We start from the raw sequence: 26208 nt of genomic DNA on the forward strand, positions 1-26208 counted from the left end.
TAACGCTATTTATGAACGAACAGCCACTTCTCTAACGAGTGGATTATGTACTTGCACATAAATTGCTTGCTCTAATGGATTACTTAACTCATCGACATCGAAAAATCTCGTTAGTAAATTTGCTTTACATGCTAACTTATCTTCGTCCAACAATTCTCTTAAAAATGTTGAAGGTTCCCGGTTATATGGAAGGTATGATTCAAGTACAGACCTTAATTCCGAGAGAAGAATTTCCTCCTTAATTAATCCTGCTGTGCCAAAACCATTAATAAGGCCAAACATATGATTGAAAATTAAGTAGTAACGAAATCTCTCATCCACAATATAGTCGTCATATAAATTTCCAGTACGTTCTCCAATACCAGCTAATTCATTATTAAGCATCTCTTTCATTGAATTACAGAAATAAAACCCTTGATTATCACGGAAATAATATTTGACCGGATAACCATCCTTTAGCTGAACAACGCTATTTTGCTGATGAGCTTCTAATGCAACACCATACTGTAAATACATCCATACCATTGGCTTTAAAGAAATATTCATATATCGTCTAAACCACTCTAAGCTTACTTCTTCACAGCTTTTACTTTCTAAATCTGCTAGGCGATGAATAATATTCGATAACCGCGTACGCTCCCCAGGTATAGCGTCTTGAACTAGCCCAGCAATTAATGTTGCGTCGTTTGCATGTTCACTATAAAAAGGGTTCTCGCGAATAATCACTTCAAATCCAGATTCTTGTGTTCCATAATTTAATGTAATATAGGCTGGATCACAAATAAAATCAAAGCCTGGAAATCTTTCTCGTACTTCACCAATAGCCGTATTTAACATTTCCTTCCCTTCAAGACCACTCTCAAGTTCTTTCAGTTTATTAATACGCATTGAATTCGTTACTTTCACCGGAAATGAAAACTTAAGCATATACTTCGAATCGGGATGATATAGCGTCCTTAGTGATGATGTTGCCATATAATACTTACCTACAGGACCAATATACTCAAGCAATTCTTGAACTATCCAATCTTGTACGTAAGCTTGATGCAAGAGCCATTCTGCCTGAAGCGGATGAATTGGAATTAATGCATATTGATCTTCCTTACAGTACTTCGCTATAAATTCCTTACTAACCATCTCATCATTACTTAATTCTTCTTTTATAATCGTTGTTGTAGAATCTGATAATAATGATTTTTCATTTACTATACTTTTATGTGCCCGAAAATAATGAAGCTGACATTCTCCTTTTAATTCTGGAGAATACATTGCACTTTTCCAATCCAATATCCCTTGTCTACTCTTTGGTGTAGGATGAGTTAAATGCCCAAATAATAAAGACTGCTCCGCTTCTATAAAAGTTGTATGGAAACCGTATAATGCGGATGTATCTTCTATTCTCTCTCTTGTAAATTCCTCAATATTTTGACAACTACGAATGACTCGAAGCATGAGTTCCGCAGGATTCGTCCCTTCTCCGTAGTTGATAGACATCTCTTTTATTAAAAATGTAATAACTGTAACGTAATCTGCTTTAATAACAGAATTACTATCTCCAATTTGATAATAAAATTGTTCTCCAAACAAATGGCGATCTGTTGATGATTTATATATAACTTCTCCATACAAAGTAACGTTCTGTGCCGATAGCCGACAACATAAATATGTAGGGACTGTATCTCTATTCAACGTATTACTGAAGATACTCTTCATTCTTTCATCCTCTGTAATCCATTCTCCACTCCCTGTTTCTCTTAAATAACAGTTTAAAAAGCTTTGTAATGTTGCATGTTCTGCGATTTGTTTCGCATGCTGCATACTGGTCCTGCTACTAAAAATATAGATAAATGTACATTCTTAGAGTATTCCTGCTTCTACGTGTCCTGTCTCGCCAATCACTCGCTACTACAGTTTGCTGTAACACTCCACAGGCGTAAATTCCGATGTAGCCCACCGTACATATATACAATCTATTTACGTTAGTATTATATATTCTTTTGCTTGTAAAAGGTTGATTGACGCGTTCAAATCTCTATCCATTACATTTCCACAGTCACATTCATATACTCGGTTGGATAGCTTTAAGTCTACTTTCTTTTGACCACAACATGAACATAACTTTGAAGATGGATAGAACCTGTCTACTTGACGTAGTTCAATTCCATATTCCTCACATTTCGTCAATAACCATGTTTTAAATGTATAAAAGCACTGCTTAGCAACTGCTTTAGATAGATGTTTATTCTTCATCATACCTTTCACATTCAAATCTTCTACTGTAATAAACGTTGGCTTGGTTTTCACCACACCATTTACAACAGACTTTACATACGCTAATCGAATGTTTGCTAGCTTGGCATGTAGTTTTTGCACCCTAAGAATGTTTTTATCTATATTCGCTCTTTTATTAGTAACAGAGTGTTCACCTCTCTTTTTTAGATTTTCAAATTTACGTGATAAAGAGCGTTGTTCACGTTTTAACCGCTTTTCTATCTTTTTTACTTTTCCTGTTTTGTTTATATTTTTGTGAATTTTCCCATCGCTACGTACAGCGAAATCTTTCACGCCTAAATCAATGCCTACACCTGTTGAATGGAGTGTTGGCTTCGCTTTTGTTTCTTCCAATTCACAAAGCACAGATACAAAATATTTTCCTGCTCTTTTAGCTATCGTTCCGCTTTTTACAACCGCATCTTTTGAAATATATCCATACTCTTTTAATCTCATCCATCCAATCGTAGGGATTTTTACTCTATGTCTTTCAACTATCCAATCTGTTTTGTTGTTTTTAGGAAAATAATATTTTACATCTTCATTTTTCTTTTTCTTGTAGCGTGGAAACTTAGATAAACCTTTAAAAAATTGCTTAAAAGCTTTATCTCCGTTCATAATCGCTTGTTTTACAGCTTTACTTGATACTTCTTTTATCCACTGGTCACATTCTTTTGTATGAATGTTATTTAGCCATTTAGAAAATTCATAGCCACTAAGAGATTTCCCCTCGGATTCATATATCTCTTTGTTTTTCGAAAGATATAGATTGTAAACATACCTGCACACTCCAATCGTTTGATGGATCTTGATTATTTGTTCATTTGTCGGCTTAATCTCTATTAGATATGCTTTTTTCATAGATCTTCATCCTCCGACATTCTCTTTTTGTATTTCCTCAATCTGTATATCCTACAACTAAATATGTGAATAACAGATATCAAATACTAAGCAAACTCTTCTTGTGGAGACAACCTTTCATTAGTAACAATGATAACTTTGACTCCCAACTTATGAAGAAATCCATCAAACCAATCATAATCAAAACGGAAAAACCTATCTTTGTGTGCGATGGTGATGGTTGAAACATTTCTCTCCATGCAGTCATCGAGCTTATATTTTTCATTACGCATATCCACGTTTACTTATGTTTTCACTTACTGTTAGTTCCTCCTCTTTATATTAAAGCTATCGAAATTTTATATAATAAACGATAATTGAATGTCGTTATCAATTACGATTCTAATTGATAATGATATTCAATTCAAGAGTATATTTCAGAATTTTTTTATCAAATAAAATTTTTCTTTTTTTCTTTCTTTTCTTTAATCTAGTTAAAAGTACACTAGAAAAATTCTTGTTTTCAAACTAATTACCTACTATTTTTTATTAATCCATTTTTTGATGGATTAATAAAAAGGTACACCAAATGAGGTATACCTTTCTCTACGATATGTTTACATAATATTATTATTTTCATCAATCTATATAGCTGTTTGTTTTTGTAACAATTTCAAATCTCTCCAACAATACGCTGTTTCTTCTACCTTTACTCTCTCTAAAAATTTCGTATCAATTTTTTCAGGGTTAAATTTTTCATAAAACTTTTTTGAAGGATTATTCGTAACGACCCAAACTAAAAGAGATTGCATATCATTCTTTACACATTCTGATAGTAACGCTTGAAATAACTTTTGGCCTATTTTCAATCCTTGATACTGTTGTAAAAGATAGATTGCATATAATTCCCCATCACAATTATATGAACCACTTCTTTCAACTCCCCCATCAATGAATCCGACTATCGTTCCATTTAACGTCTCTGCTACAAATCTAAACTGATGATTATCTTCTTTTTGAAAAATATCCTCCCATTGTTTTTCTCGTTTCTCATATGCTATATTATCTAAAATTTCGTCAGCAAATATCCCTTTATACGTTGTTTTCCAACTATCAACATGCACCTTTGCTATACCTGGTATATCATCCTTTATTGCTCTTCTAATATGTATTCCCATCATTTCTCCTCCTTTTTATTCATCATTATATCAATTTCATTTCTTAAAAATCCAAATAAAAAAGAGTGAATTCACTTCACTCTTTTTTATCACAATTATCTACTTTCCACTTCAACTGAAACTACTCGATCAATCTCTTTCAGGGAACTATATAACTCTGTTGTATATAAATCTTCTGGAGCTAAAATAACCATCTCCAGTTGCTGAAATGCTCCACTATCTATATCTTTAATTTTCACGCGTTTCACATGCATGCCTAAATTTTTAATTTGCTTAAATATACCATCTAACTCATGATGCTCTTTAACAGTAATTTTTATAGATAAATCCTTTTGTCTTAATGAATACGGTCCTGCAATTTTCACAAGTTGCGGAAGTACATTAATCGCTAAAATAATTAAAACCATAGCAACTGTCGCTTGTAAATAAAATCCCGCACCAATTGCGATTCCTAAAGCTGAAGCAGCCCACACCATAGAAGCTGTTGTTAATCCAGAAATAACGTCATTACTTCTTCGTAAAATGACACCTGCGCCAAGAAAACCAATTCCACTAACAATTTGAGCGGCCAGTCGCATCGGATCCATATTTGTATGTCCAGGAACAGAATATACATGCACAGATTCAATTGAAACCATCGTAATTAAACAACTTGCTACAGAAATAACCATACTTGTTTTCACACCAAGTGGTTTATTCTTTAGCTGCCTATCTATCCCGATGAATAATCCTAAAAATAGTGCTAAACCTAATTTGAGTAAAAATTCATATGACATATTTCCATTCTCCTTACTTTACAATGTTTCCCTTAGAATAACTCACTATAACTCTTTTATGATATCAATTCCAGTCTTTTCTATTCATTTAACGTAAAAAACCGAAAAAACATTTATAACGATGTTTCTCCGGCTTTTTATTACACTTTAGATTCTTCTTTATTTCTGATCTTTAATCTTAATTTCTGCATCTTTGTAGAATGCTAATTTACTGTCATTATACTCTTTTGTAAATTTGTTAAACTGCTCTTTCGATTTTTGTGCTTCCACATTTAATTCATTAACAGTTTTAACTTTTTCACCGATTTCTTTTAATTTCGTTTCTTTTACTTTTAATTTTTCATACAGTTCTTTTTCAGTCGCTAACACTTTCGTGTAATTTTCATTCATCTTTTTGAATGCATCATAACGATTTTTATACGACTCTTCTACTGCTTTTGCTTGTTTTTGTAACTTCTTATCTTCAATCTTCTCTATATTACTTTGAACAGATTTCGTTTCCTTCTGTGCTTTTTCTAGCATTTCTTTTTCACTTTTCAATACTTTTTCACGGTCATCTACATTTGCAGTAGCTTGCTCTATTTTCTTCACAACTGCTTCATTATGATCTTTACCTTCTTGCAAAATTTGAGCATATAATTCTTGACCTTGTTTCTCTAACTGCTCTAATTTTTTTGCTTCATCCACTAAAGATTTTTCTTGTGTTGCTGCTGTTTCAAAAGCTGTATATAGATTTTCTTCTGGCTTTTCACCGAAACAACCTGTTAAAAGTCCTACTGATAATGCTCCAACTACTGCTACTTTTCCATACTTCAACGTTCATTCCTCCATTACATACGGTTATCATGCCAGAGGTTCACTGGGAAGTGACTCTCTTCATGATAAGCTTCAAACTCATAACCCTTTTCTTTTAGCCCCTTTAAAATTGCTGGCACAGCAGCAACTGATTGCGGGTGAATATCATGCATTAAAATTACTTCTTGTGGTTTTGTTGCGTTTGTTAAGACATTTTGAGCAATTTGTGCTGCAGCTGCATCAACTGGAATTTTATTGTATTTCCAATCTGATGAATCAATTGTCCAATCCCATACTTTAAGTCCGGCTTCTACCACTTTATTTCGAAGACCTTCATTCAATCCAGGCATCGAACCATATGGAGGACGTGTTAATTTAGGTGATTTCCCAATAATATTAGCGATTAAACCTTGATCTTCTTTCATCTCATTTACATACTCGCCATTTTTATATAACTTTGCGAAATTATGTGTCATACTATGCATGCCTACATAATGACCCTCAGCATTTTCACGTTTCACTAAATCAGGAAATTGTTTTACATTCGCTCCAATTAAAAAGAACGTCGCCTTCGCATCATGTTGTTTTAGCGTATTTAATAATTCAGCCGTATATTTCCCTGGCCCATCGTCAAATGTAAGATAAGCAACTTTTCTTTCTTTTCCATTAAAACGACTTGGTGCCGTTTTATTCATTTCAACTTTCGGCTGTTCACTTGCAAGCTGCACTACGTTTTCTTGTTTCGCAACAGCTTTTGCTGGTGAAGTAATTGATTGGAACATGTAATACCCAATAGCTACTGCGGCAATCGCTATTAAAACGACTACTATTTGTTTAATTTTTAAAGCTTTTTCCATTCTATCGAATTCCTCTCCCTATTAATCTTATATATAAATCGCCCAATATAATTATACATCTATTTATTTTTATTTCACCATGTAAACAGATTTTTTTGTATTATAATGGGAGTTTTATCAAAAGTATTGTTCCATGTGCTTATAAGACTTAACGTATCTCCATGAAGATCCATCATTTTTTGACGATAGCTAAACCAATACTTTCACCTATTGCATGATTATTAATCTGGCAAAATAGCTGGTCAATATATGATAAATGATCTTTCGCAATTACTATCTCTTCGTCTTTCACCTTAATCGCTTCAATGTGTATGAATATGTAATTGCATTTTGAACAGTCTTTCTTTAACCTGTTTCAATTCCCACCAATTCAATTGTTCTATAAATAGTGATAAATTGAATTTCCTTCCCTTCAACTTTAGGAGCTAATTTCCAAATAGTCCCCTCTAGTATATCGTATAATTACACCTTTTGTTTATATAAATTAAAATGATTTTAGTATAATTTTTCCGCAACAAAAAACCGTTATTAAAAAGTTGCTAATCCACTTCAAAAAAAAGATTGGCAAAAGCCAATCTTTTTTTATTATTCGTTTCGAACTGGTTTTGGCGTTACACCTAAATGATCATTTAATTTTTTTGAAATATCTTTTACATTTTTTTCATTTGGAATGTAATAATAAATACCACCGATACGTTTATCTGTACCTTCTATTTGCATTTTTTCCATTTCCAAATTAGTTCCTGCCATATTTTTTGTAATGGCAAGCATATCGTCAAATGTTAAGTTCGTTTTCATGTTTTTATCAACCGCATCTAGTAAAGAGCCCATTTTGCTAATTGATTGAACAGACATCGCTTTTTTGGCAATTGCTTCTATTACAAGTTGCTGTCTCTGTCCACGCATTGCGTCACTATCAATTTTACGCGTTCTTGCAAGTGCAAGTGCTTGTTCTCCATTTAAATGTTGATAACCTTTTTCTAAATGGATCATACCAGCTTGGTCTTTACTATCTTGTTCAGTGAAAGTAACTGGTACATCAATATCAATACCACCAATTGAATCGACAATTTGTACGAATGATTCAAAGTTAAACTTCACATAATAATCAACAGGGACATTTAAAAATCTTTCCACCGTATCGCGTGTGCTTTCTACGCCACCAAATACGTGAGCATGAGTAATTTTATCTAATTTTTTTCTAGTTGGAATATAAACACGTGAATCACGTGGAATACTTACTAGCTTAACAGACTTATCATCTTTATTAATTGTTGCTAATAAAAGTGCATCTGTTCGAACTGCTTCGCCATATTGGCTTTTTCTCATTTCACTTCCATCTACACCCATGATTAATATTGAAATATTATCCTTTAAAGGTTCAACTTCTTTATCACGCTTTGATGACTTATCAATTTTTGCATACGCATCATTTACAACAGCTTTTGCTTTATTATATATAAACGAACCATATCCTACTCCTCCAAAAATAAGTAGGAAAAATGGAATTAATATGAACCATTTTATTGACTTTCTTTTAGAACGCTTTTTATTACTTCTCGTATTTTGTTCTAATTCAGAGCTCATACCCATTCGCCTCTCTTTCTCTTTACCAAGTATAATGTAAGTCTATTTATCTTCATATTGAATTTCCTTTCACTAACCTTACACTTTTGTAAGGTTACTACTTAAATCCAATATGTATTCCATTTCACATTATACTCTCGTACTTATTTTTGGCAAGTCACTATTTACCAATTTCAAAAATTTAGCACTTCGCAACATACGGATTTACAAATTTATTAACTCTTTCATTTTAAATTAGAATGTCTTTTTCCTAACAAACGATATGAATAAAGAATCCAGCTAATTATAAAACCTCTATGAATACAGTATATTTAACTTTATTATTTCTCAAACGGCGTATACACACTTTTCTTCCCCTGATTATCAATGTAAGCCGACTTTGCTTTTATTTTCGTTTTTTCTACTTCCATGTCTTCATTTGAGAAGTTCACAATGATTTTAATATCTTTTCCATAAGAAACAGATTGTACTAGCTTATCTTCTGACAAATACGCAAAATTCGTCATCTCTTCTTTTACTGCTTTTTCATGAACTTCATTCCAAACTTTTAGATGCTCTGTAATTTCTTTTTTATGCTTATTCCACTCTACTTCATCTAAATGGTACAACGGAGGAACATTATACAATAATTCAGACAGCATTCGATTTCCAACTTCATCTTTTACCTTTAAACTTCCCCATTCCCAATGATGCGTTGTAATAACGGAATCATTGTATACTAATTTATATAATGGTACCGAATATACTGGGTTTAAATATACTTGTTTATATTCTTCTTTCAATGGTACTTGTTTTGCATATTTTTCGGGAACGTTTTGATTTGGTGACCAATATCCACCGACATAATACGGACTTGTTTTATTTTTCCGCATATCTTCATCGTCCCATTTAATAACAGGTGTTTCAATTCCGTGTGCAAATGCAATCGTACTACTAGCAAAATCATTTCCACCTTCAGAACCAACGACCATACCCTTTTCTTGTGCAATGTAGTCCATTCGTTTTAAACGTGCTTTTAAATCTTGCTCTTGTGTCGTTATATGTTTCGCTGAATAGTCATCGTAAATTTCACCTGTCGCATCACAATCAATAAACCATGAATTATATTTAGGACCATTTTGTAATATATCATTCATGCGTCCCTTTACACTAGGTAGCGATAAAGTCGGGTTTAACTTGCGACCTCTGCCTAAAAAGCCTTGCATCTTTTCTCCGTTTTTCTTCGTTACAGTAGCCTCTTCGTATAATGATGGGTCATTAAAGGATGCTGTGTTCCAATTTTTATCACTTTTTTCGTGAATGGAATGATATGAATCATACGGACCAACTAAATACCCCATTTCCTTAGCTTTTGTCACGAAATTAGGTTGCATAAATCCTTGTTCCCAGTTCGGAAGACCAATCCACGCTTTTTCTATTCCTGCCTCTTTCATTTCCTTTAGTATGTCCGTTCCATCTGCATTACCCCATTTACTTACCTCTTCAACCGCATCACCAAGTAGCGACTTTAATAAATGCTTATTTAAGCTATACAATTCTGTATTCGTTAAGTGACCTACACCTTTCTTTAATAGCACACTAGCTTCCTGATCAACGTTTTGAAAAATATCCTCTTTATAAAATTCCTTCATAGATAATACTTCGTTTATATAACGTAAAATAACATTTTTTTGATACTTATCAATGAAATCTTGTTTACTTACTTGATCTAATACATTCAGTTCCCCAGGCTCTGAACTATTCTTTTGAATAAGTTCTTTTATATGGCTAAACAGCGGGCTATTTATTTGCTCTCTTAGTTTTGGCCAATTTATATTACTTTCTGATAAACCATTTTGATTCCAAAAATAAAAATGCGCCGCTCCATATAACTTTTCGATTTCTTTATTTTTTCTAGCCTTTTCTTGTAATGTTTTAAATTCACCTTTTCGAACAATATCATCCTTATACAGTTTAGCAATGCTTACCGCATCATTATTTGTCACATATAATTGAAATCCATATGTTTTATTTTTATTTATGCTCGGAAATTCATGTGTAAAATCAAATCCTATTTTCGGATCCGAATGAAATTTCAATTCATTATTAAACATATTGTTTGCAATATATACAATTGAATATTTCGAACCATTTAATGCGAAAAACTTCATAGAAAATGATTCAGCAAATGAATATGCATCATCCTTTAAAAACTTCTTCCAATTCTCATCATTGCTCGGAATTTGCTTACCCTCCCATAACGGAAGTGTATAATTTTCAGCTTCTACTTTCGGCCATGTAAAGCTTTCTGCACCAGTCGATTCCACTTCAATGTTTAAGTGGTCTTTTTTCTTTTCTAATTTTATTTTTACTTTTTGATCTGGATATTCCCACGATGTACGATCCTTTTCTTTTTTTACATTCGATACCTTCATTTTCGGTAGGGGTTGTGATGCCTGTTCCTTTACACCCTCATGTTCTACAGTTAATGTGAATGTTTCTGGATTTACATCATAAGTAAAATCTTTATACGTCGCTTTCTTTATTTTAGACTCTTGTACAGCATTACTACCTTTTACGTCACAACCGACTAAAGTCGAAAATGACATAGTTGTAAGAAGACATATTGCTATCATTTTTTTCATCTTCTGCACCTCCACCAATGAATATACAGGTGGTTTGTTACAGGAATGTGGCAAAAAATAATAGAGCTAGCATTTTGCTAGCTCTATTTGGAGTATTAAATGGTGATATGAACAACTATAACTCGCTTAGAAGATATGTAATACAGTAACTACGTTTTTTCTCAACAATTATGAAACTAAGCAAATCAAAATTTTAACAAGCATTCTTCAACTGAAAAAATAAGTGTATACAATGTATCCTAAAAGTAGTACTAAAATGATTATTCCTGTACCTTTCCAATTCATACCGCCTGCTATATCAACTGGACTACCTGTTTCCGCTCTATTGAGTCCGTCATGTAAAGAACCCGTAGGATTACTTTTTAATTCACTTTGTCTCATACGCTCTCTTTTTTCTTCTGGTGACTCTTTATTCATTTAATCACCTCCAAAATGAATGCACTCTTTACTTACATTATTCAAAATCAACATTTGTTTTATATTTTTTTCCGAAAAAACCTAATTTAAAATAGGTTTGCAACGTAAAGAAAGCTAGCCATGCCAGCTTTCTTTACGTTCCAATATGCTCTTCCTTATTTACAATAATACCTTTATGGTCGATTTCAAGCTCACATACTTTCATATCTGTAAATACTCTCGCTAATTGCTCAGCGACTTCTTGACGTTTCTCATATGGCGTTAATATAAAAATAGATGGTCCCGCACCGCTAAGTGCTGTGCCGTACGCACCAAATTCTTTTGCGCATTTACGAATAGATGGTAATAACGGTACGAGTTCTAAACGATATGGCTCGTGAAAATGGTCTCTCTCCATCATTTCACCTACAACTTCCCACCGCTTTTGACATAATGCAGCTACTAATACGTTACTTATCGCACTAGCTTTAACTGCCTCATGAAACGGAAACATCTTTGGTAATACAGATCGACTTTCATCTGTATTTAATTCTTCATTCGGAATGAGAGAAATTACACCTAATTCCTTGCTCTCAATTCTTACGACGGAAACATCCTTTCCATCAAGTGCTCCAATTACAGTTCCACCTAGTATAGAAGCAGCAACATTATCAGGATGTCCTTCAAAATTTGTAGCAATTTGAACTTTTTGATCAGCAGTTAAGTTCAAATTGCCTAGTTGATTCGCAAGCTCTATCCCAGCTACAATCGCTGATGCACTACTTCCTAGCCCTCTTGTTAATGGGATATTACTAGTAACTTCTATTATATGGGGTGATATAGAAGGACATACTTTACATGCCGTGCTAACGATTAAATTTTTATCGTCTGTCGGAATTGATTCTTCAAAGGAATGGATTACTTGCCATTTATCAGCTTTTTCTTTAACCACCACATCTAAATACAATGACAAAGCTATTCCAACTGAATCAAATCCAGGACCAACATTCGCCGTACTAGCAGGGACACGAACGCTAAATGGTATCACGACATAATCACCCCTTTAATATGCTCTTTAATTTGTTCTATATCATTTGAAACATTTGCAATATCTAATGTATTAGAAGAAATTGCGATATCAGGATCTTTCAAGCCATTTCCAGTTAAAACCGCAACAACCGTTTCTCCTTTTTTGATTTTTCCAGATTGAACATGTTTAATTACGCCAGCTAATGAAGCATTTGATCCCGGTTCAGCGAAAACTCCTTCAGTTTTTGCCAATAACCTATACGCATGTAATATTTCTTCATCTGATACCATATCTATTTCACCGTGAGACTGCTCAGCAGCCTCTACTGCGTATGACCAACTTGCCGGGTTACCGATACGAATCGCAGTTGCAATTGTTTCAGGTTCTTCAATTACATGCCCTTTTACAATTGCAGCTGCTCCTTCTGCTTCAAAACCATGAATTCTTGGCTTCTTATAACCTTTTTCTTTCTCATATTCACAGAAACCTTTCCAATATGCTGTAATATTTCCTGCGTTCCCAACAGGGATAGCTAGAACATCTGGTGCATTTTGCAATTGGTCACAAATTTCAAATGCTGCCGTTTTTTGCCCTTCAATTCGATAAGGATTTACTGAGTTTACTAACGTAATCGGCTCTTCTGCAGCAATATTTCTTACAGCCTTAAGTGCATCATCGAAATTCCCTTCTATTGAAATAATTTCAGCTCCATAGGCAACTGCTTGCGCTAATTTTCCATGTGCAATCTTTCCTTCTGGTATTACGATAATACATTTCATCCCAAGACGTGCCGCATATGCTGCAGCTGATGCTGATGTATTACCTGTTGATGCACAAATGATTGCTTCTGAACCTTCTTCTTTCGCCTTAGCAACTGCCATGACCATACCACGATCTTTAAAAGAACCTGTCGGATTCGCTCCTTCGTACTTACCATATAGCTGAATCCCTAATTGTTTTGATATATTTAATAACGGAATAAGTGGTGTGTTTCCTTCCATTAAGCTGACATCAGGTGTATTTTCATTCACCGGTAAATAAGAAGCATACTGTTTTAATAGTCCTTTATACATATTGTTTTTCCTCCTCAATAATGTAGTAACTGTTTATTTCACTTGCGACAGCTTCTATCGCTTCTAAAACTCGTTCGAATTGATACTTGGAAGTTCGATGTGTAACAACAACGACTTCTGCCAGTTCACGGTTTAAAGGTAATTGAATAACCTCTTTTAAACTTACAGAATAATTAACGAAACATTCTGTTATTTTCCGCAACATCCCAGGCTCATCTCGTAATGAAATGCGTAAGAAATATTTCGAAACTACTTCTTCATCACCTTGTAATTCATAAGGAACTGGTTCTTTTAACGCACTTTTATTTTTCGGAACTTGATTCATATTTTTAACGATTGAAATAATATCACTTACTACAGCAGAACCAGTCGGTAACTTTCCAGCTCCGGGTCCATAAAACATTACTTCTCCTACCGCTTGGCCATGGACATACACCGCATTAAATTCATTATTCACATTTGATAATGGATGCTGGCTCGGTAAAAGCGTCGGTTCTACACTTAAATGAATGGCTGGTCCTTGTTTTTCAGCCTTACCAATTAACTTCATAGTAAATCCTAACTTTTCAGCCATTTGTAAATCTTCTTTTTCGACCTTTCGAATCCCTCTTACTTGCACATCATCTAATGAAACATTCATCGAAAAACCTAAGTTTGCAAGAATTGCTACCTTTCTCGCCGCATCTAGTCCATCTACATCTGCTGTCGGATCCGATTCTGCAAAGCCTAATTTTTGTGCTTCCTGTAAAGCCTCTTCATAAGACCATCCATTTTGACTCATTTTTGTTAACATATAATTTGTTGTACCATTTACAATTCCCATTATTTTTTCAATTTGATCTGATGCTAGCCCATCAGTTAGTCCTCTTAACACTGGAATACCGCCCGCTACACTCGCTTCGTAACATAAATCACAATCATTATCGTTCGCCAGTTGAAGAAGCTCTGCACCATATACAGCCATTAAATCTTTATTTGCTGTTACGACATGTTTTTTATTTCGTAAAGCCTTAACAATATGCTGTTTTGCTTCTTCAATTCCTCCCATTACCTCTACTACAATATCAATATTTGAATCATTTAGAACTTCATCTGCATGACTTGTTACTGCAATTCCGTCAATACAAACATCGCGTTCTTTTTCCAAATCACGTACAACGACTGTTTTCACTTTCACTTCGTATCCTGTATCAAGAGCGATTTTTTTATAATGTTCTTTCAAAATATGGACAACACCACTTCCGACCGTACCTAAACCTAATACCCCAACATTTATAACGTTATTCATCTTCTAATCTCCTCCTAAAAGTTTAATTGTTACACCTATAAATCACCTTACTCTGCTTTTTTGTCATGCAGGTGGTGGTTATTTCCGTACTTTTAAATCGTTTCATATTACCGCACCTCCCTTCAAAGTAATAAAAAAACACACTCATCCCTAGGAAAGGGACGAATGTGTTTTCGTGGTTCCACCCTTGTTCCAATCTAGACAGACGTATCTCCTTCTAGATTGCTCAAGTTCAGATAACGGCTGATACCGTCAATAATTACTAGATTACTCGTTCACTATTGAAGTTCAAAGGTGGTAAAATCATTTCTCGTGTTAGGAAGCTCACACCCTTGACTTCCCTCTCTGTAAACCGTAAAAATGATTTCGTGTCCTTATCATTACTTTTTCGTTCATGTCTATTTGTTAACTTATTATAATTATCAACTTTTGAAAAAGCAAGCCTATTTTTACTAACTATTTTCAAGAATTTTTTTATTATATTTTACAATAGCATTATGCAACTGCCACTCAATTTACCTATTTTGTTATTTCTCCAGTTAATAAATCAACGGTTCATATATAAAGTGAAACTTTAATCAGTGGGGATTTTGTTCATCCCCACTGATTATTAGTTGAGCCAATCGGGCTTTTACGAGCAGTTAATCCCCACCTAACTTCTTTGCTTTCGCTGAATTTTGAGGTGGGGGTCTTACTGCCCGTTAATGCGGGATAAATTCCCCATTCTAAACCCCGTACATATCCGCTCTACAAAACTATATCAATAAAATTTTTAATACAATCTTTTTGTATAACTTTCTTCTAAAGAACGTGCAACATCTTCTTCTGAAGTATTCACTTTCGCATGCTCCAGCAACATTTTTGCTGCTGAAGGTAACTCTTTTTTATTTAACCAAGATTCTGATTCCCACATCTTAGAACGAATAAACGCTTTTGCACAATGAATGTAACACTCTTCTATTTCAACAACAATTCCAAGTAACGGATTGCGTCCATTCGCCTGCATTTCTTTCAAAATTTCTTCGTCGTTTGTAATATACGCTCGGCCATTTATTCTGAGTGTCTCCCCAAGACCTGGAATAAAAAAGATTAGTCCTACACGTGGATTTGAAATAATATTCAAAATGGAGTCTATACGACGATTTCCTGGTCTTTCTGGAATGATAATTTTATTATTATTGAGTACGTATACAAATCCAGGTGCGTCTCCTCTCGGCGAGGCGTCACACTCCCCCAACTTATTTGCAGTAGATAATACTAGAAAAGGAGATTTAGAAAGGAAATCTACACAATGGTGGTCTAATGATGAAATAACTTTTTTCAATGCTCGCTCACTTGGTTTCCCCAATATTTTCCGTAACTCTTCCTCTGTTGAAATAATCGATTTTATTTCCATACGCTCTATCTCCACTTATAATCGCCCCTTTTTCTTTATTTTCCCAAAATTCAATACGAATATTGTATAATAAAATTTGCAGAAAGGGGAATTAAAATGACAGAGTGGTTAACAATATTTGATTCTGAAAGAAATACACTTGGGAAGAAATTACGCGATGAAGTGCATCGTGACGGTGATTGGCACGAAACATTTCATTGTTGGTTTGTAGAAAAAGATGCTAAAGATATATTCTTATATTTCCAATTACGCTCTAAAAATAAAAAAGAAGCTCCATGTATATGGGATATTACTTCAGCTGGACATATTATGCATGATGAAGATGTACAAATTGGTGGTCTTCGTGAAATCGAAGAAGAATTGGGGCTTTCCTTTCAAACTACTGATTTAGTATACAAAGGAATCTTTAAAATAGATTATGAAATTTCAAATCTTACTGATCGTGAATTTTGTCATATGTATTTTCACAATGTCATCAATCCACTTCCATTCGCACCAGGTGAAGAAGTAGACGATGTGATGAAAGTACATGCAACTTCTTTTCTACAACTATTAAATGGTGAGATTTCATCTTTTACAGCTATTTCTGTTTTAAACAATAAACCAATTACAATAACATTTGAAGATATTTATCCGTATGATCTTGCATACTATGAATTTGTTATAGAGAAAGGAAAAGAATTATTAAAAAATAATAGTTTATAAATAAAATAGGACTCTTAGCATAATATTGCGTAGAGTCCTATTTTTTATTATTGTTCAAGTATCTTTAATTTATTCTCTACTTGTATAAATAAACGAATAATTAATAACAGCATAACCACCATAATCGCTATTATTGTATGTGGATATCTAAACAGTATACTAATAACACTTCCAATTAACATCATGATGAATCCGTTTTGCTTCATCACTTCTGCACTATACCTGTTACCCGCATCCCATAATTCCTTATTTTTCATAGATCGTTTCGTACGATAACCATATGCCGCATTAATATCGTTCGGTGGATTTTTTTGAAGAATAATTGCCGCAAGTATAAAAATAATACCAATCAATATGCTTATTCCTATGTTTACTAGTGCATCAATCAATTATATCCCCCCTAACTTACACTTTCATTATACGACATAACCCTTATTTCTCCAATTTATAACACATTCACTTTCTTTCTTTTGATGTCTGGAACATACTTGGAAGTGTTACAAAATGTGCCCCTTTCGTTTTTAACTGCGGAATGATTTTGTCTAGTGCATCTACAGATCCTTGTAAATGCCCACCTGGTGTTGAATGTTGGAGGATGACACTTCCAGGAAATGAATTCCCTAACACATTATTTGTAATCGTATCAGCACTCACACCTTTCCAATCAACCGTATCAACACTCCACTGTACAATCATAAAATTTTGCTCTGTCGCCCATTTTAATTGATCTTCAAGTATTTCACCGTATGGCGGACGTATAAACTTCGGTGCATAACCAGCTAAACGATTTAATATTTCTTCCGTTTTTATAATTTGATTACGGTACTCATCCTCATTTACTTTCGCCAAATTCGGATGACTATACGTATGATTACCAATTACATGCCCTTCATTTGCAATACGCTTTACTACGTTCGGAAATTTTTCTGCGTTTTCACCAAGTAAGAAAAAAGTAGCTTTTACATTATGTTGTTTTAACTTATCTAATATTTTTGGCGTGAATTCTGAATCTGGTCCATCATCAAATGTAAGAGCTACTTCCGCTTTATTATACGGTCCTGAAAATGCGTACGCATATTTTTCAACCCATGAAAATGGTGTCCACGATCCACGATTATCTGCTTTCATTTGTACTTCATAGCTTTGAGGGATATATGCGTATGGCAATGCGCTTATATATTCTCCATAATAAAGTGAGTTATATGGCATATAAGCATACGAAACATCTCGTTCTAGTCCCCATTGAAATGGAACGAACATTTCTGACGAATAAAAATAATACATGATAAAAAACCTCCCTAAATTTTCATATGTGATTCATCAGCACTTTGTTAGAGAAATCGTTATTCATGTACAAAAATAAGACTGTCCATAATTAGGACAGTCTTACCACTATGCAATATTAATAAATCGATGTACTATCTTTCGGCAAAGCTTTCACATGCTTTAAATAGCTCGTCACTTTTTCATCATCACCTTGCGGATATTGATATCCATATGTTTTAGCAATTTCATTCGCCACTGCCCTAAATAAATCACCCATGACAAAAAATGACTCCCAAACATTTTCATAGTCGGCATTTGAAAATGTTTGTTTAAATTGCTCCCACATATCTTCTTCAACATATTGCTCGAAATGTTTTCCAAACTTCCCTGCATTAACTGTAAAGTCTGTTTTCATACCAATATGCCATTCTAGCATTATGATTAACATATCTCGCACTGGTCCTTCAAGCATTCCTTTCACATAAGAAAGTTCCTCTCTCCATAATCCTTTTGCCACATTTGTACTACACCACCAAAACTCATTACAGCAATCTAAAAACTCTTTTTCTGTAGTTTTTTTTATTAAGTAATCCTTATCGCTTGCTGGCGGGAATTCTTCCAGACAATTATCTTTATCAAGAAGCAGTTTACTTAAACTATCTTGTCCAACGAACTTTTTTATTAACTCAACTGGAACTAGCGTTAAATCAATCCGATTCCCATCCATGAACTGCATTAAATACGGAAACTTCCCATCTTCATCTGGTTGAACTAACGACATTTCTTCTGGCATTTGTACTATCATTATTTCTCCAAATCTATGAACCCAATTATGATTAGACATAAAAGATTGTATATCATTTACAACATACATAATATCATAGTCTTGAAAACAATCTTTTTTCACATTTGGATTTACACGCGATCCATTCATGATAACTGCTCGAATTCTTCCATCCTCTTTTGCTGTATTTATAATTACGTCTAACATTTCTTTTTCAGTTCTCATCTACTTATAAGCCTCCAATTTTTTAATATATAATATAATGCTATGTATACTGGAGGTCCACGAGCTAATCTCGTTATACACGATACATGTTATAGTTTTTGAAACTTCTTTTTCATCCCTTTTTCCTCCTTACATCACTCTTTTACAACTGCCATCACAAACCCATCGTATCCCTTACTTCCTACAGTTTGAAGCGCTGTGGCACTAACACGTGGCTCAGCAGCTATTAATTCATAGAAACGGCGTATTCCTTGTACACGAGGATCGCTACTAGTATTGTCAATAACTTCTCCTTCACGTACTACGTTATCTCCAATAATTACAGTACCCGGGCGTGATAGTTTCAGTGCCCATTCAAAATAAGCAGGAGTATTTTGTTTATCAGCATCTATGAAAATAAAATCAAAAGGTTCATACTTCTCATTTTTTATTTGTTGTAAAGAATCTAACGCTAATCCTGTTCGTATTTCAATTTTATCATTCAAATTAGCACGTTCAATATTGCTACGTGCAATTTCTGCATGTTTTTCATTTGCTTCCAATGTAACAACTTGACCTCCAGATGGTAAGCCCCTTGCAATCCATATCGTGCTATATCCGCCTAGAGTACCAATTTCCAAAATGTTTCGAGCTCCTTGAATTTGTACTAATAGTTGCAAAAACTTCCCTTGCGTTGGCGATACGTCATGTGCCGGTAAATTAGCTGCAGCATTCGCTTGAAGGACCCTTTCTAATGTAGAATCTTTCGGTATTAATACATCACTCACATATTGATCAACAGCCGTCCATTTCTCAATTGTACTCATGTAAATACCACCCCTTTCAATTTCCCAATGCTTTCTTCCATTCACTTTTAATTATACCGAAAATTCTGTCTCGAATACAAAAAATAAAGAAGGGACATCTACCCCTTACAGAATAGATATCCCTTCTTTTAAATATAAATTTAATTCCTATGGATTAGTAGACCAAAGCCCAGCAGATTTAATAAATGTACGTTTATTTAATTTCAGCTGCGCTACGATAAATTCTGCAATATCTTCTGCTTGCATTACTTTATCTGGGTTTCCATCAGTTAACCCTAAATCTACAGCCATATCAGTTGCTACTGTACTTGGAGTTAAAGCTGTTACACGAATGTTATGTTTGCGAACTTCCATCGCTAACGATTCTGTTAAGCCAAGGACACCAAATTTAGAAGCACTATATGCACTTGTTACAGGTGCACCTTTTTGTCCTGCTGTAGATGAAATGTTAATGATATCACCAGATTGTTGTTCAATCATGCTCGGTAAAGCTGCACGAGTTGCATAGTATACACCCATTAAGTTTACTTGAATGATTTTTTCCCAATCAGCAACGTCTAGTTCTAAAAACTTACCGAATTTAGAAATACCAGCGTTATTAATTAAAATATCGATAGATCCTAAACCATTTTTTAACGTTTCAATCGCAGTTGTTACTTCTTCGTATGATGAAACATCAGCAGTTGCAATAACAGCTTTTACACCTTCTGCTTCTACTTCTTTCGCTACAGCTTTTAAGTTTTCTTCTGAACGAGCTAATAAGCCTACATTTACGCCTTCTTTCGCTAATGCGATTGCTACAGCGCGACCAATTCCTCTACCCGCTCCTGTAATTAAAGCATTTTTACCTTGTAATAATTCTGCCAAGTATAACACTCCTTAATCATCTCAGTTATGTATTATATTAAAATTGTATCTATGTTTATGTAAAAAGGCAATGATGCACTTTCATGTGCGTAGGTTACTTGTAGGTAACTATAGAAAGTTTTTATTTATAAGTTTCATGTTTTTACCATTATTATTCATGTAAAATAAAAACAAATCCAGCATAGGAGAGTGTATGTGTATGAAAAGAAAAAAATGGGTCTTGTTACTAACTGCAGTTGGACTATTTATCATATTGTTTACACTGTACTTTATATTTGGTAATCCACTAAATTATAAAGTAATAGAAAAAGATACTAGCGATTATCTCCATATTAAAAAAGGTTATAAGCAAGAAGAAATACAAAACATAACCGGAAAATATACTCCCCTTTATAATATTGGCTATTATGCAACAGTAGTATATAAAGACGAACCATATTTTACATACTCTTATACATACGATGATAATAAAAAAATAATACAAGACAACGGTATTTTAGGAAGACACACTGAGTCATTTGAACATCTTAATTTAAACTGGTCGTTGTTTGACCAGTTAGTAGATGGTATTCATACAAACTTGCAAGGAAGAGGTTTTAGAGAAAAGAAAGATTATTCTATACGACACGTTCAATTCATTGATATAGATGGCGATAAAAACGGTGCGGAAGCATACGTTGACTTTAAGAAAGATAAAGAATCCGATTACTCATATCGTATGAATAGCGAAGGAAAAGCTTATCAATATAATTGCAGTAACGGTAAATGCATTTTTAAAGAGAAATAGTGTTAGAAGGCTCTCCTTCTAACACTATTTCTCTTCATGATTCGGCATACGCACAATAAATTCAGTACCTTTTCCTTCCTCACTCTCAACTTTTATTTCCCCATGATGAAGATCGAGTACTTTTTTTACAATAGCTAAACCTAAGCCACTTCCTCCATAGGCACGATTTCGTGAAGAATCCGCTTTATAAAAACGCTCAAAAATATGTTGTTTCTGTTCTTCAGATATACCAATTCCTGAATCACGGATACGCACTTCCACTACTGTTTCATGTTCCTTTAACTGAATAATAATCGTACCACCGCTTGGAGTAAATTTAATACTATTATGAATTAAATTAATCCACACTTGACTCATACTTTCTTGGTCAGCAATAACATGTACTTTTTCTAAATCTAGTTCTAACTCAATTTCTTTTTCAGCCCAGAGTGGTTCACTATTTAACACAATTTGCTTTAACTGCTGATCTAATCGATAACTCACTCTTTCTGGTATATACTCTTCTGATTCTAAAAGAGTTAACTTCAATAAGTTTTGACTTAGTTTAGATAATCTCGTTGTTTCAGTTTCAATAATGGTAAGATAATGCTTTCTTTTTTCCTCAGAAAGATTATCGTCTTGTAGTGCTCTAGCAAATCCTTTTATAGAAGTTAATGGTGACTGTATTTCATGAGAAACATTCGATACAAATTCTTGTCTCATTTTCTCCATCGTATTCAGTTCATCTGTCATATCATTTATACTTTTTACGAGCACGCCAATTTCTCCATCATACTTTTCTTCATTTCGTATTTTTACGGAGAAATCTCCTTTTGCAATTTTTTGTATTGGTTCAATAATAGTCCAAATCATTGCCTCTCGTTTTGGCCTCATTAATATTCCAATTAATGTCCAAATAAGAATAATAAATACAAAACCGACCATATCACTAATTAGAAAGGCAACAAACGGCGATACGTTTACGTCAAAAGCATTCAATATACTAGTTGCTACATAAAATGCGATAGACCAAATGATAGTAAGAAAAGAAAAGAGCGCTAATACCGCTCCAAATACTTTCAGCATCTTCAACTTACTCATCCGTTTTCTTTTTCTCATTTACTTACCTCTAAGCGATACCCTAATCCTCTTATTGTTTTAATACTAAATTTCGACTGCTCTTCTTGAAACTTCTCACGTAACCGATTAATATGAACGTCTAGTGTACGTTCATTCCCTTCAAAATCATATCCCCATATTTCTTCAATTAATTGCTCTCTCGAACAAGTTCTTCCCGATTTAAACCCTAAAGTAAAGAGCAGCTCAAATTCTTTTAACGGTAACGTAACCGTTTGTTCTCCAGATATAACTTCGAATGTTTTACGATTTAATAATACATTTCCAACTTGAATCGATTGTGAAACTGTAATTTGGTAACGTTTCAATAATGCCTTTACTCTCACTACTAGTTCTATAGGGTCAAATGGCTTTACAAGATAATCATCTGTCCCAAGGTGAAATCCTTTTACTTTTTGTGATGTTTCCCCTTTGGCAGTTAGCATCAGAACCGGGATATCATAGTATTTTCTTAATTCAAAACATACATCAAATCCATCCATATTTGGCATCATGATATCAAGAATAACCATATCGACTTTTACGTCATCCATTTTCTGAAGTGCATCTACTCCATCTATTGCCTCATATGTTTGAAAACCTTCTCGTTCTAAAAATACAGAAACGAGTTCTCTAATGTGTGGATCGTCGTCTACTATTAAAATTTTAGGTATCAAAGGAACCATTTCCTTTCTACTTAGCATCTAATATATTTTATAATGCACCCTCTTTAATTTTCAATTGTTGCGTTGCAAACTCACGATACATATCATGCGTCTGTAATAATTCATCATGCGTACCACTACCTGTAAGATTCCCTTTTTCAATAAAGACAATTTTATCTGCATCTACAACAGTAGAAAGTCTATGCGCAATCACTAACGTTGTTCTGCCTTTCATTAAGTTATTTAACGCTTTTTGAACGACAGACTCAGATTTACTATCTAAGCTTGAAGTCGCCTCATCTAGCATAAGAATTTGCGGATTTCGAAGTAACGCTCGGGCAATGGCAATTCGCTGTCTTTGTCCCCCAGAAAGCTTCACACCGCGTTCTCCAACTTCTGTTGCATAACCGTTTGGTAAGTCATGAATAAATGCATCAACATATGCCATTGATGCTACTTTTTCAATTTCTTCATCCGTTACTTCGCCCTCAACACCGTAACAAATATTATCACGAATCGTTCCATCGATTAACGGACTATCTTGTGATACGTAACCGATTTGACGTCGCCATGACTGTAATGAATAACTCGTAATTGATTCTTTTCCTAATTTAATAGCACCACTAGTTGGCTCATAAAAACGTTCCAGTAATGAGAATAACGTTGTTTTCCCACTACCACTTGGTCCTACAATCGCTGTCACTTTTCCAGATTCAATTGTGAAATCAATATTTTTCAAAACTTGCTCTTCTTCGTTATACTCAAAATGTACATTTTCAAGAACGATCGGCTGCTTAGCATTTGTCACTTTCACACCAGTTTCATGATCTTCTACTTCATATTCTAAAATCATACTAATTCTTTCCGTTGCACCAATTGCCTTTTGGAATTGTGTAAAGAACATAGATAATTGACTCATCGGCATTATAATTTGAACTAAATACAAAATAAACGCTACAAGTTCACCAGTTGTTAATGCACCGCTAGAAACTCGCATCCCGCCATACCCTACGATAATAACAAGTAATGCCATTAAAACAAACGACATAACTGGCGAAATTAATGCTTGCACTTTTCCTTCTTTCAAACCAAATTGTAATAACTTTTGTATACCTGTATTACCCGTTTCATATTCTCTTTTTTCTGTATTTGAAGATTTCACTAAACGAATTTCTGATAACACTTGCGTTAACACACTTGTAAAAGATGCTGTTTCATCTTGAAGTGCTTTTGAAATCTTATACATTTTTCGCCCCAGTGGAACTAAAATTAATACAGACAACGGAATAACCGTTAAAAGTAACGCAGTCATTTTCCAATCTAAAACAAATAATACAATTAACGATCCAACAATTGAAATACCACCTGTTAATAAGTTTGACAAATGCTCAGAAATTAACGTTTTCACAACACCTGTATCATTCGTCATACGGCTAATCGTATCACCTGTTCTATTTTGATCGTAATAAGATACCGGCAAAATAAGTACCTTTTTCCACAAACGTTCTCTTAGTCCCGCTACAATCTTCTGACCGATGTAATTTAGTAAATATATAGATAACCCTGCCGCAATAGTTTGCATTACAAAGAAAGCAACTAACCCAACAATTTGTCCTGTACTAATTGAAGAAAGCGAAAAATTATCTACTAATCCTTTTGTTAGCATGGGAATAAATAAACTCGCTCCCGTAGAAAGCAAACTCATTAATAATGCAAAAACTAAAATTCCTTTCGGAGGATTTGTATCTTGAATAAGGCGTAAAAACTGCCTCCAACTCCCTTTTTTCTTCATTTCATTTCTAACTTCCATTCCTGTTCATCTCCTCGTGTTAAACAAAACTGTTCTTTCTAAAATTAGAATACGATACAAATGTAAACTGAATGTAAACACACTTTTTCTATTTTTACAAAATATACATAAAAACTCATCTTTACAACAGATATAAATATCTGATATTATTACCTGGTACTTAATATTATTCTATGTAAATTATAGATAAATAATTTACAACACGATATAAATCTCCAGTTAGTGAAAGGAGTATCCTTTTTGCAAACAAATATACATTCTGAAAAGGAAACAATTATTTTTATTCATGGATTAGTTGGCAATCGTCGTGCCTTCAAAAAGGAACAAAAACGATTTTCTGCCTCCTACAACATTATAACTTATGACCTATTAGGTCACGGTGATGATAAAGGAGAAGCAATCGACTTTTCATTACAGCGCCTCGTAGATCAATTATTAAACTTATATGAACAAGAAGGTATTAAAAAAGCTCATATTTGTGCGCTAAGTTACGGCTGTTACATCTCTACAATTTTTGCACAAATGCATCCAGAAAAAGTATTAAGTATTTGTCATATTGGAGGACATTACAATAACCCTTCTCGCTTATATAACGTATTCCAAAATTTTTGGGAGAAGCGAGGAGATGAATACTCTAAATGGCTCTCTCAATACGCAAATACTATTTTTCCAAGTGGTATACTAAAAGCAAATCCGTTCGCAGTCATTTCAAGAAATATTTACTACCGTTTCGGATTACAATTACATTCATCCATAATTGCCCAGTCATTACGACATCGGTTAGAATTCGATTTAAAATCTAAATTAAAATCACTTCCTCACCCTATACTATGGGTAATGGGAGAGCATGATCATCTCTATAAATCTTGTCTATTTGATTTGAAATCTATTTTGCCTAACGTTCTATATAAGGAAATACCTTTAGCAGGACATGCAGCTAACTTATTTCGTCCTAACTATTTCCATGACTTATATGATCGATTTTTAAATGGAAATTTAAAATAAAAACTACTAAACTTTCAATTCATTCAACTATAAAAAGGCTTCCCAAGTTTCCTTGGAAAGCCTTTTCTCTATACGAAAAGTA

The 26208-nt window shown here is 33.9% G+C and carries 24 protein-coding genes, 1 pseudogene and 1 other annotated feature; of the genes and pseudogenes, 3 read left to right on the forward strand and 22 right to left on the reverse strand.

All coding sequences use genetic code 11. The features are described 5' to 3' along the window. Positions 1 to 9 precede the first annotated feature (9 nt). The 14 genes and pseudogenes from C4S65_RS21745 to C4S65_RS21815 all read right to left on the reverse strand — a co-directional run bounded on the left by C4S65_RS21745 (position 10) and on the right by C4S65_RS21815 (position 16126). On the reverse strand, positions 10 to 1818 hold the full coding sequence (locus C4S65_RS21745; RefSeq protein WP_061667454.1) for an IucA/IucC family protein: 1809 nt from the start codon (positions 1816 to 1818) through the stop codon (positions 10 to 12). A 156-nt stretch (positions 1819 to 1974) separates the two neighbouring features. After that, positions 1975 to 3132, reverse strand: a complete 1158-nt coding sequence (locus C4S65_RS21755) for an RNA-guided endonuclease TnpB family protein (protein WP_061667453.1) — start codon at positions 3130 to 3132, stop codon at positions 1975 to 1977. Between the two features lie 623 nt (positions 3133 to 3755). Next, positions 3756 to 4289 (reverse strand): GNAT family N-acetyltransferase, encoded by a 534-nt coding sequence (locus C4S65_RS21765; protein WP_000511202.1) that lies wholly within the window; start codon positions 4287 to 4289, stop codon positions 3756 to 3758. A gap of 95 nt (positions 4290 to 4384) precedes the next feature. After that, positions 4385 to 5065 carry an MgtC/SapB family protein gene (locus C4S65_RS21770; RefSeq protein ID WP_000119510.1) on the reverse strand — a complete coding sequence of 227 codons (681 nt, stop codon included), beginning with the start codon at positions 5063 to 5065 and terminating at the stop codon, positions 4385 to 4387. Positions 5066 to 5224: 159 nt separating this feature from the next. Further along, positions 5225 to 5881 (reverse strand): YkyA family protein, encoded by a 657-nt coding sequence (locus tag C4S65_RS21775; protein ID WP_000873563.1) that lies wholly within the window; start codon positions 5879 to 5881, stop codon positions 5225 to 5227. A gap of 14 nt (positions 5882 to 5895) precedes the next feature. Further along, positions 5896 to 6717 carry a peptidoglycan-N-acetylglucosamine deacetylase gene (locus tag C4S65_RS21780; RefSeq protein WP_000409487.1) on the reverse strand — a complete coding sequence of 274 codons (822 nt, stop codon included), beginning with the start codon at positions 6715 to 6717 and terminating at the stop codon, positions 5896 to 5898. 100 nt (positions 6718 to 6817) lie between these two features. Beyond that, positions 6818 to 7224: pseudogene (locus C4S65_RS35310) on the reverse strand (sensor histidine kinase); the annotation flags it as partial. A 78-nt stretch (positions 7225 to 7302) separates the two neighbouring features. Next, on the reverse strand, positions 7303 to 8304 hold the full coding sequence (locus C4S65_RS21785; RefSeq protein WP_042973251.1) for an LCP family protein: 1002 nt from the start codon (positions 8302 to 8304) through the stop codon (positions 7303 to 7305). A gap of 320 nt (positions 8305 to 8624) precedes the next feature. Next, the gene (locus C4S65_RS21790; RefSeq protein ID WP_142391565.1) at positions 8625 to 10928 is read right to left on the reverse strand and encodes a glycoside hydrolase; all 2304 of its coding nucleotides are present in this window, start codon (positions 10926 to 10928) and stop codon (positions 8625 to 8627) included. Positions 10929 to 11135: 207 nt separating this feature from the next. Beyond that, complete coding sequence (locus tag C4S65_RS21795) at positions 11136 to 11345, reverse strand: DUF6366 family protein (protein WP_001031479.1); 210 nt, start codon at positions 11343 to 11345, stop codon at positions 11136 to 11138. 133 nt (positions 11346 to 11478) lie between these two features. Then, positions 11479 to 12372, reverse strand: a complete 894-nt coding sequence (gene thrB / locus C4S65_RS21800; RefSeq protein WP_000612101.1) for a homoserine kinase — start codon at positions 12370 to 12372, stop codon at positions 11479 to 11481. Then, the gene (thrC, locus tag C4S65_RS21805; RefSeq protein ID WP_000276436.1) at positions 12369 to 13427 is read right to left on the reverse strand and encodes a threonine synthase; all 1059 of its coding nucleotides are present in this window, start codon (positions 13425 to 13427) and stop codon (positions 12369 to 12371) included. Before thrC ends, thrB begins: the two co-directional genes overlap by 4 nt. Then, positions 13420 to 14715 (reverse strand): homoserine dehydrogenase, encoded by a 1296-nt coding sequence (locus tag C4S65_RS21810; RefSeq protein ID WP_001066903.1) that lies wholly within the window; start codon positions 14713 to 14715, stop codon positions 13420 to 13422. Before C4S65_RS21810 ends, thrC begins: the two co-directional genes overlap by 8 nt. 154 nt (positions 14716 to 14869) lie before the next feature. Further along, positions 14870 to 15105, reverse strand: a binding site (T-box leader). Between the two features lie 382 nt (positions 15106 to 15487). Further along, entirely contained in the window at positions 15488 to 16126 is a 639-nt protein-coding gene (locus C4S65_RS21815) for a pyridoxamine 5'-phosphate oxidase family protein (protein ID WP_000402133.1), read from the reverse strand. Between the two features lie 81 nt (positions 16127 to 16207). Between C4S65_RS21815 and C4S65_RS21820 the strand changes: the two genes are divergently transcribed. Then, a complete protein-coding gene (locus C4S65_RS21820) occupies positions 16208 to 16816 on the forward strand; it encodes an NUDIX domain-containing protein (protein ID WP_000141377.1) in 609 nt (202 codons plus the stop codon). A 47-nt stretch (positions 16817 to 16863) separates the two neighbouring features. Here C4S65_RS21820 and C4S65_RS21825 read toward each other — a convergent pair whose 3' ends face one another. From C4S65_RS21825 to C4S65_RS21845, 5 genes are all read right to left on the reverse strand, one after another. Beyond that, positions 16864 to 17205 (reverse strand): SdpI family protein, encoded by a 342-nt coding sequence (locus C4S65_RS21825; protein ID WP_086407340.1) that lies wholly within the window; start codon positions 17203 to 17205, stop codon positions 16864 to 16866. A gap of 67 nt (positions 17206 to 17272) precedes the next feature. Continuing rightward, positions 17273 to 18100: a peptidoglycan-N-acetylglucosamine deacetylase gene (locus tag C4S65_RS21830; protein ID WP_061667448.1), complete on the reverse strand. Its 828-nt coding sequence runs from the start codon at positions 18098 to 18100 to the stop codon at positions 17273 to 17275. Between the two features lie 118 nt (positions 18101 to 18218). Beyond that, positions 18219 to 19091: an aminoglycoside 6-adenylyltransferase gene (locus C4S65_RS21835; RefSeq protein ID WP_103945423.1), complete on the reverse strand. Its 873-nt coding sequence runs from the start codon at positions 19089 to 19091 to the stop codon at positions 18219 to 18221. A 134-nt stretch (positions 19092 to 19225) separates the two neighbouring features. After that, a complete protein-coding gene (locus tag C4S65_RS21840; protein WP_086407338.1) occupies positions 19226 to 19897 on the reverse strand; it encodes an O-methyltransferase in 672 nt (223 codons plus the stop codon). Positions 19898 to 20044: 147 nt separating this feature from the next. Continuing rightward, positions 20045 to 20764 carry a 3-ketoacyl-ACP reductase gene (locus C4S65_RS21845; RefSeq protein WP_000818985.1) on the reverse strand — a complete coding sequence of 240 codons (720 nt, stop codon included), beginning with the start codon at positions 20762 to 20764 and terminating at the stop codon, positions 20045 to 20047. A 199-nt stretch (positions 20765 to 20963) separates the two neighbouring features. On the opposite strand from C4S65_RS21845, the gene C4S65_RS21850 reads away from it, so the two are divergent. After that, on the forward strand, positions 20964 to 21551 hold the full coding sequence (locus C4S65_RS21850) for a DUF3139 domain-containing protein (protein ID WP_140337978.1): 588 nt from the start codon (positions 20964 to 20966) through the stop codon (positions 21549 to 21551). Positions 21552 to 21575: 24 nt separating this feature from the next. Here the strand turns inward: C4S65_RS21850 and hitS are convergent, their stop codons facing one another. From hitS to C4S65_RS21865, 3 genes are read right to left on the reverse strand one after another with little or no spacing between them, the layout of a single operon-like run. After that, positions 21576 to 22649, reverse strand: coding sequence for an envelope stress sensor histidine kinase HitS (gene hitS, locus C4S65_RS21855; RefSeq protein WP_001231617.1), 1074 nt, complete (start codon positions 22647 to 22649; stop codon positions 21576 to 21578). After that, positions 22646 to 23323: an envelope stress response regulator transcription factor HitR gene (gene hitR, locus C4S65_RS21860; protein WP_103945430.1), complete on the reverse strand. Its 678-nt coding sequence runs from the start codon at positions 23321 to 23323 to the stop codon at positions 22646 to 22648. Before hitR ends, hitS begins: the two co-directional genes overlap by 4 nt. A gap of 37 nt (positions 23324 to 23360) precedes the next feature. Then, positions 23361 to 25121 (reverse strand): ABC transporter ATP-binding protein, encoded by a 1761-nt coding sequence (locus C4S65_RS21865; protein WP_086407335.1) that lies wholly within the window; start codon positions 25119 to 25121, stop codon positions 23361 to 23363. Positions 25122 to 25361: 240 nt separating this feature from the next. On the opposite strand from C4S65_RS21865, the gene C4S65_RS21870 reads away from it, so the two are divergent. Beyond that, positions 25362 to 26126 carry an alpha/beta hydrolase gene (locus tag C4S65_RS21870; RefSeq protein ID WP_001194307.1) on the forward strand — a complete coding sequence of 255 codons (765 nt, stop codon included), beginning with the start codon at positions 25362 to 25364 and terminating at the stop codon, positions 26124 to 26126. Positions 26127 to 26208 lie beyond the last annotated feature (82 nt).

The organism is Bacillus sp. ok061 (genome assembly GCF_900108285.1).
Lineage (GTDB): Bacteria > Bacillota > Bacilli > Bacillales > Bacillaceae_G > Bacillus_A > Bacillus_A thuringiensis_S.

Excerpts from the sequence above, each read along its gene's own strand:
- C4S65_RS21745 (WP_061667454.1), bottom strand. The coding sequence starts at position 1,818 with ATGCAGCATGCGAAACAAATCGCAGAACATGCAACATTACAAAGCTTT.
- C4S65_RS21755 (WP_061667453.1), bottom strand. The coding sequence starts at position 3,132 with ATGAAAAAAGCATATCTAATAGAGATTAAGCCGACAAATGAACAAATA.
- C4S65_RS21765 (WP_000511202.1), bottom strand. The coding sequence starts at position 4,289 with ATGGGAATACATATTAGAAGAGCAATAAAGGATGATATACCAGGTATA.
- C4S65_RS21770 (WP_000119510.1), bottom strand. The coding sequence starts at position 5,065 with ATGTCATATGAATTTTTACTCAAATTAGGTTTAGCACTATTTTTAGGA.
- C4S65_RS21780 (WP_000409487.1), bottom strand. The coding sequence starts at position 6,717 with ATGGAAAAAGCTTTAAAAATTAAACAAATAGTAGTCGTTTTAATAGCG.
- C4S65_RS21785 (WP_042973251.1), bottom strand. The coding sequence starts at position 8,304 with ATGAGCTCTGAATTAGAACAAAATACGAGAAGTAATAAAAAGCGTTCT.
- C4S65_RS21790 (WP_142391565.1), bottom strand. The coding sequence starts at position 10,928 with ATGAAAAAAATGATAGCAATATGTCTTCTTACAACTATGTCATTTTCG.
- C4S65_RS21795 (WP_001031479.1), bottom strand. The coding sequence starts at position 11,345 with ATGAATAAAGAGTCACCAGAAGAAAAAAGAGAGCGTATGAGACAAAGT.
- thrC (WP_000276436.1), bottom strand. The coding sequence starts at position 13,427 with ATGTATAAAGGACTATTAAAACAGTATGCTTCTTATTTACCGGTGAAT.
- C4S65_RS21810 (WP_001066903.1), bottom strand. The coding sequence starts at position 14,715 with ATGAATAACGTTATAAATGTTGGGGTATTAGGTTTAGGTACGGTCGGA.
- C4S65_RS21820 (WP_000141377.1), top strand. The coding sequence starts at position 16,208 with ATGACAGAGTGGTTAACAATATTTGATTCTGAAAGAAATACACTTGGG.
- C4S65_RS21830 (WP_061667448.1), bottom strand. The coding sequence starts at position 18,100 with ATGTATTATTTTTATTCGTCAGAAATGTTCGTTCCATTTCAATGGGGA.
- C4S65_RS21835 (WP_103945423.1), bottom strand. The coding sequence starts at position 19,091 with ATGAGAACTGAAAAAGAAATGTTAGACGTAATTATAAATACAGCAAAA.
- C4S65_RS21840 (WP_086407338.1), bottom strand. The coding sequence starts at position 19,897 with ATGAGTACAATTGAGAAATGGACGGCTGTTGATCAATATGTGAGTGAT.
- C4S65_RS21850 (WP_140337978.1), top strand. The coding sequence starts at position 20,964 with ATGAAAAGAAAAAAATGGGTCTTGTTACTAACTGCAGTTGGACTATTT.
- hitS (WP_001231617.1), bottom strand. The coding sequence starts at position 22,649 with ATGAGAAAAAGAAAACGGATGAGTAAGTTGAAGATGCTGAAAGTATTT.
- C4S65_RS21865 (WP_086407335.1), bottom strand. The coding sequence starts at position 25,121 with ATGGAAGTTAGAAATGAAATGAAGAAAAAAGGGAGTTGGAGGCAGTTT.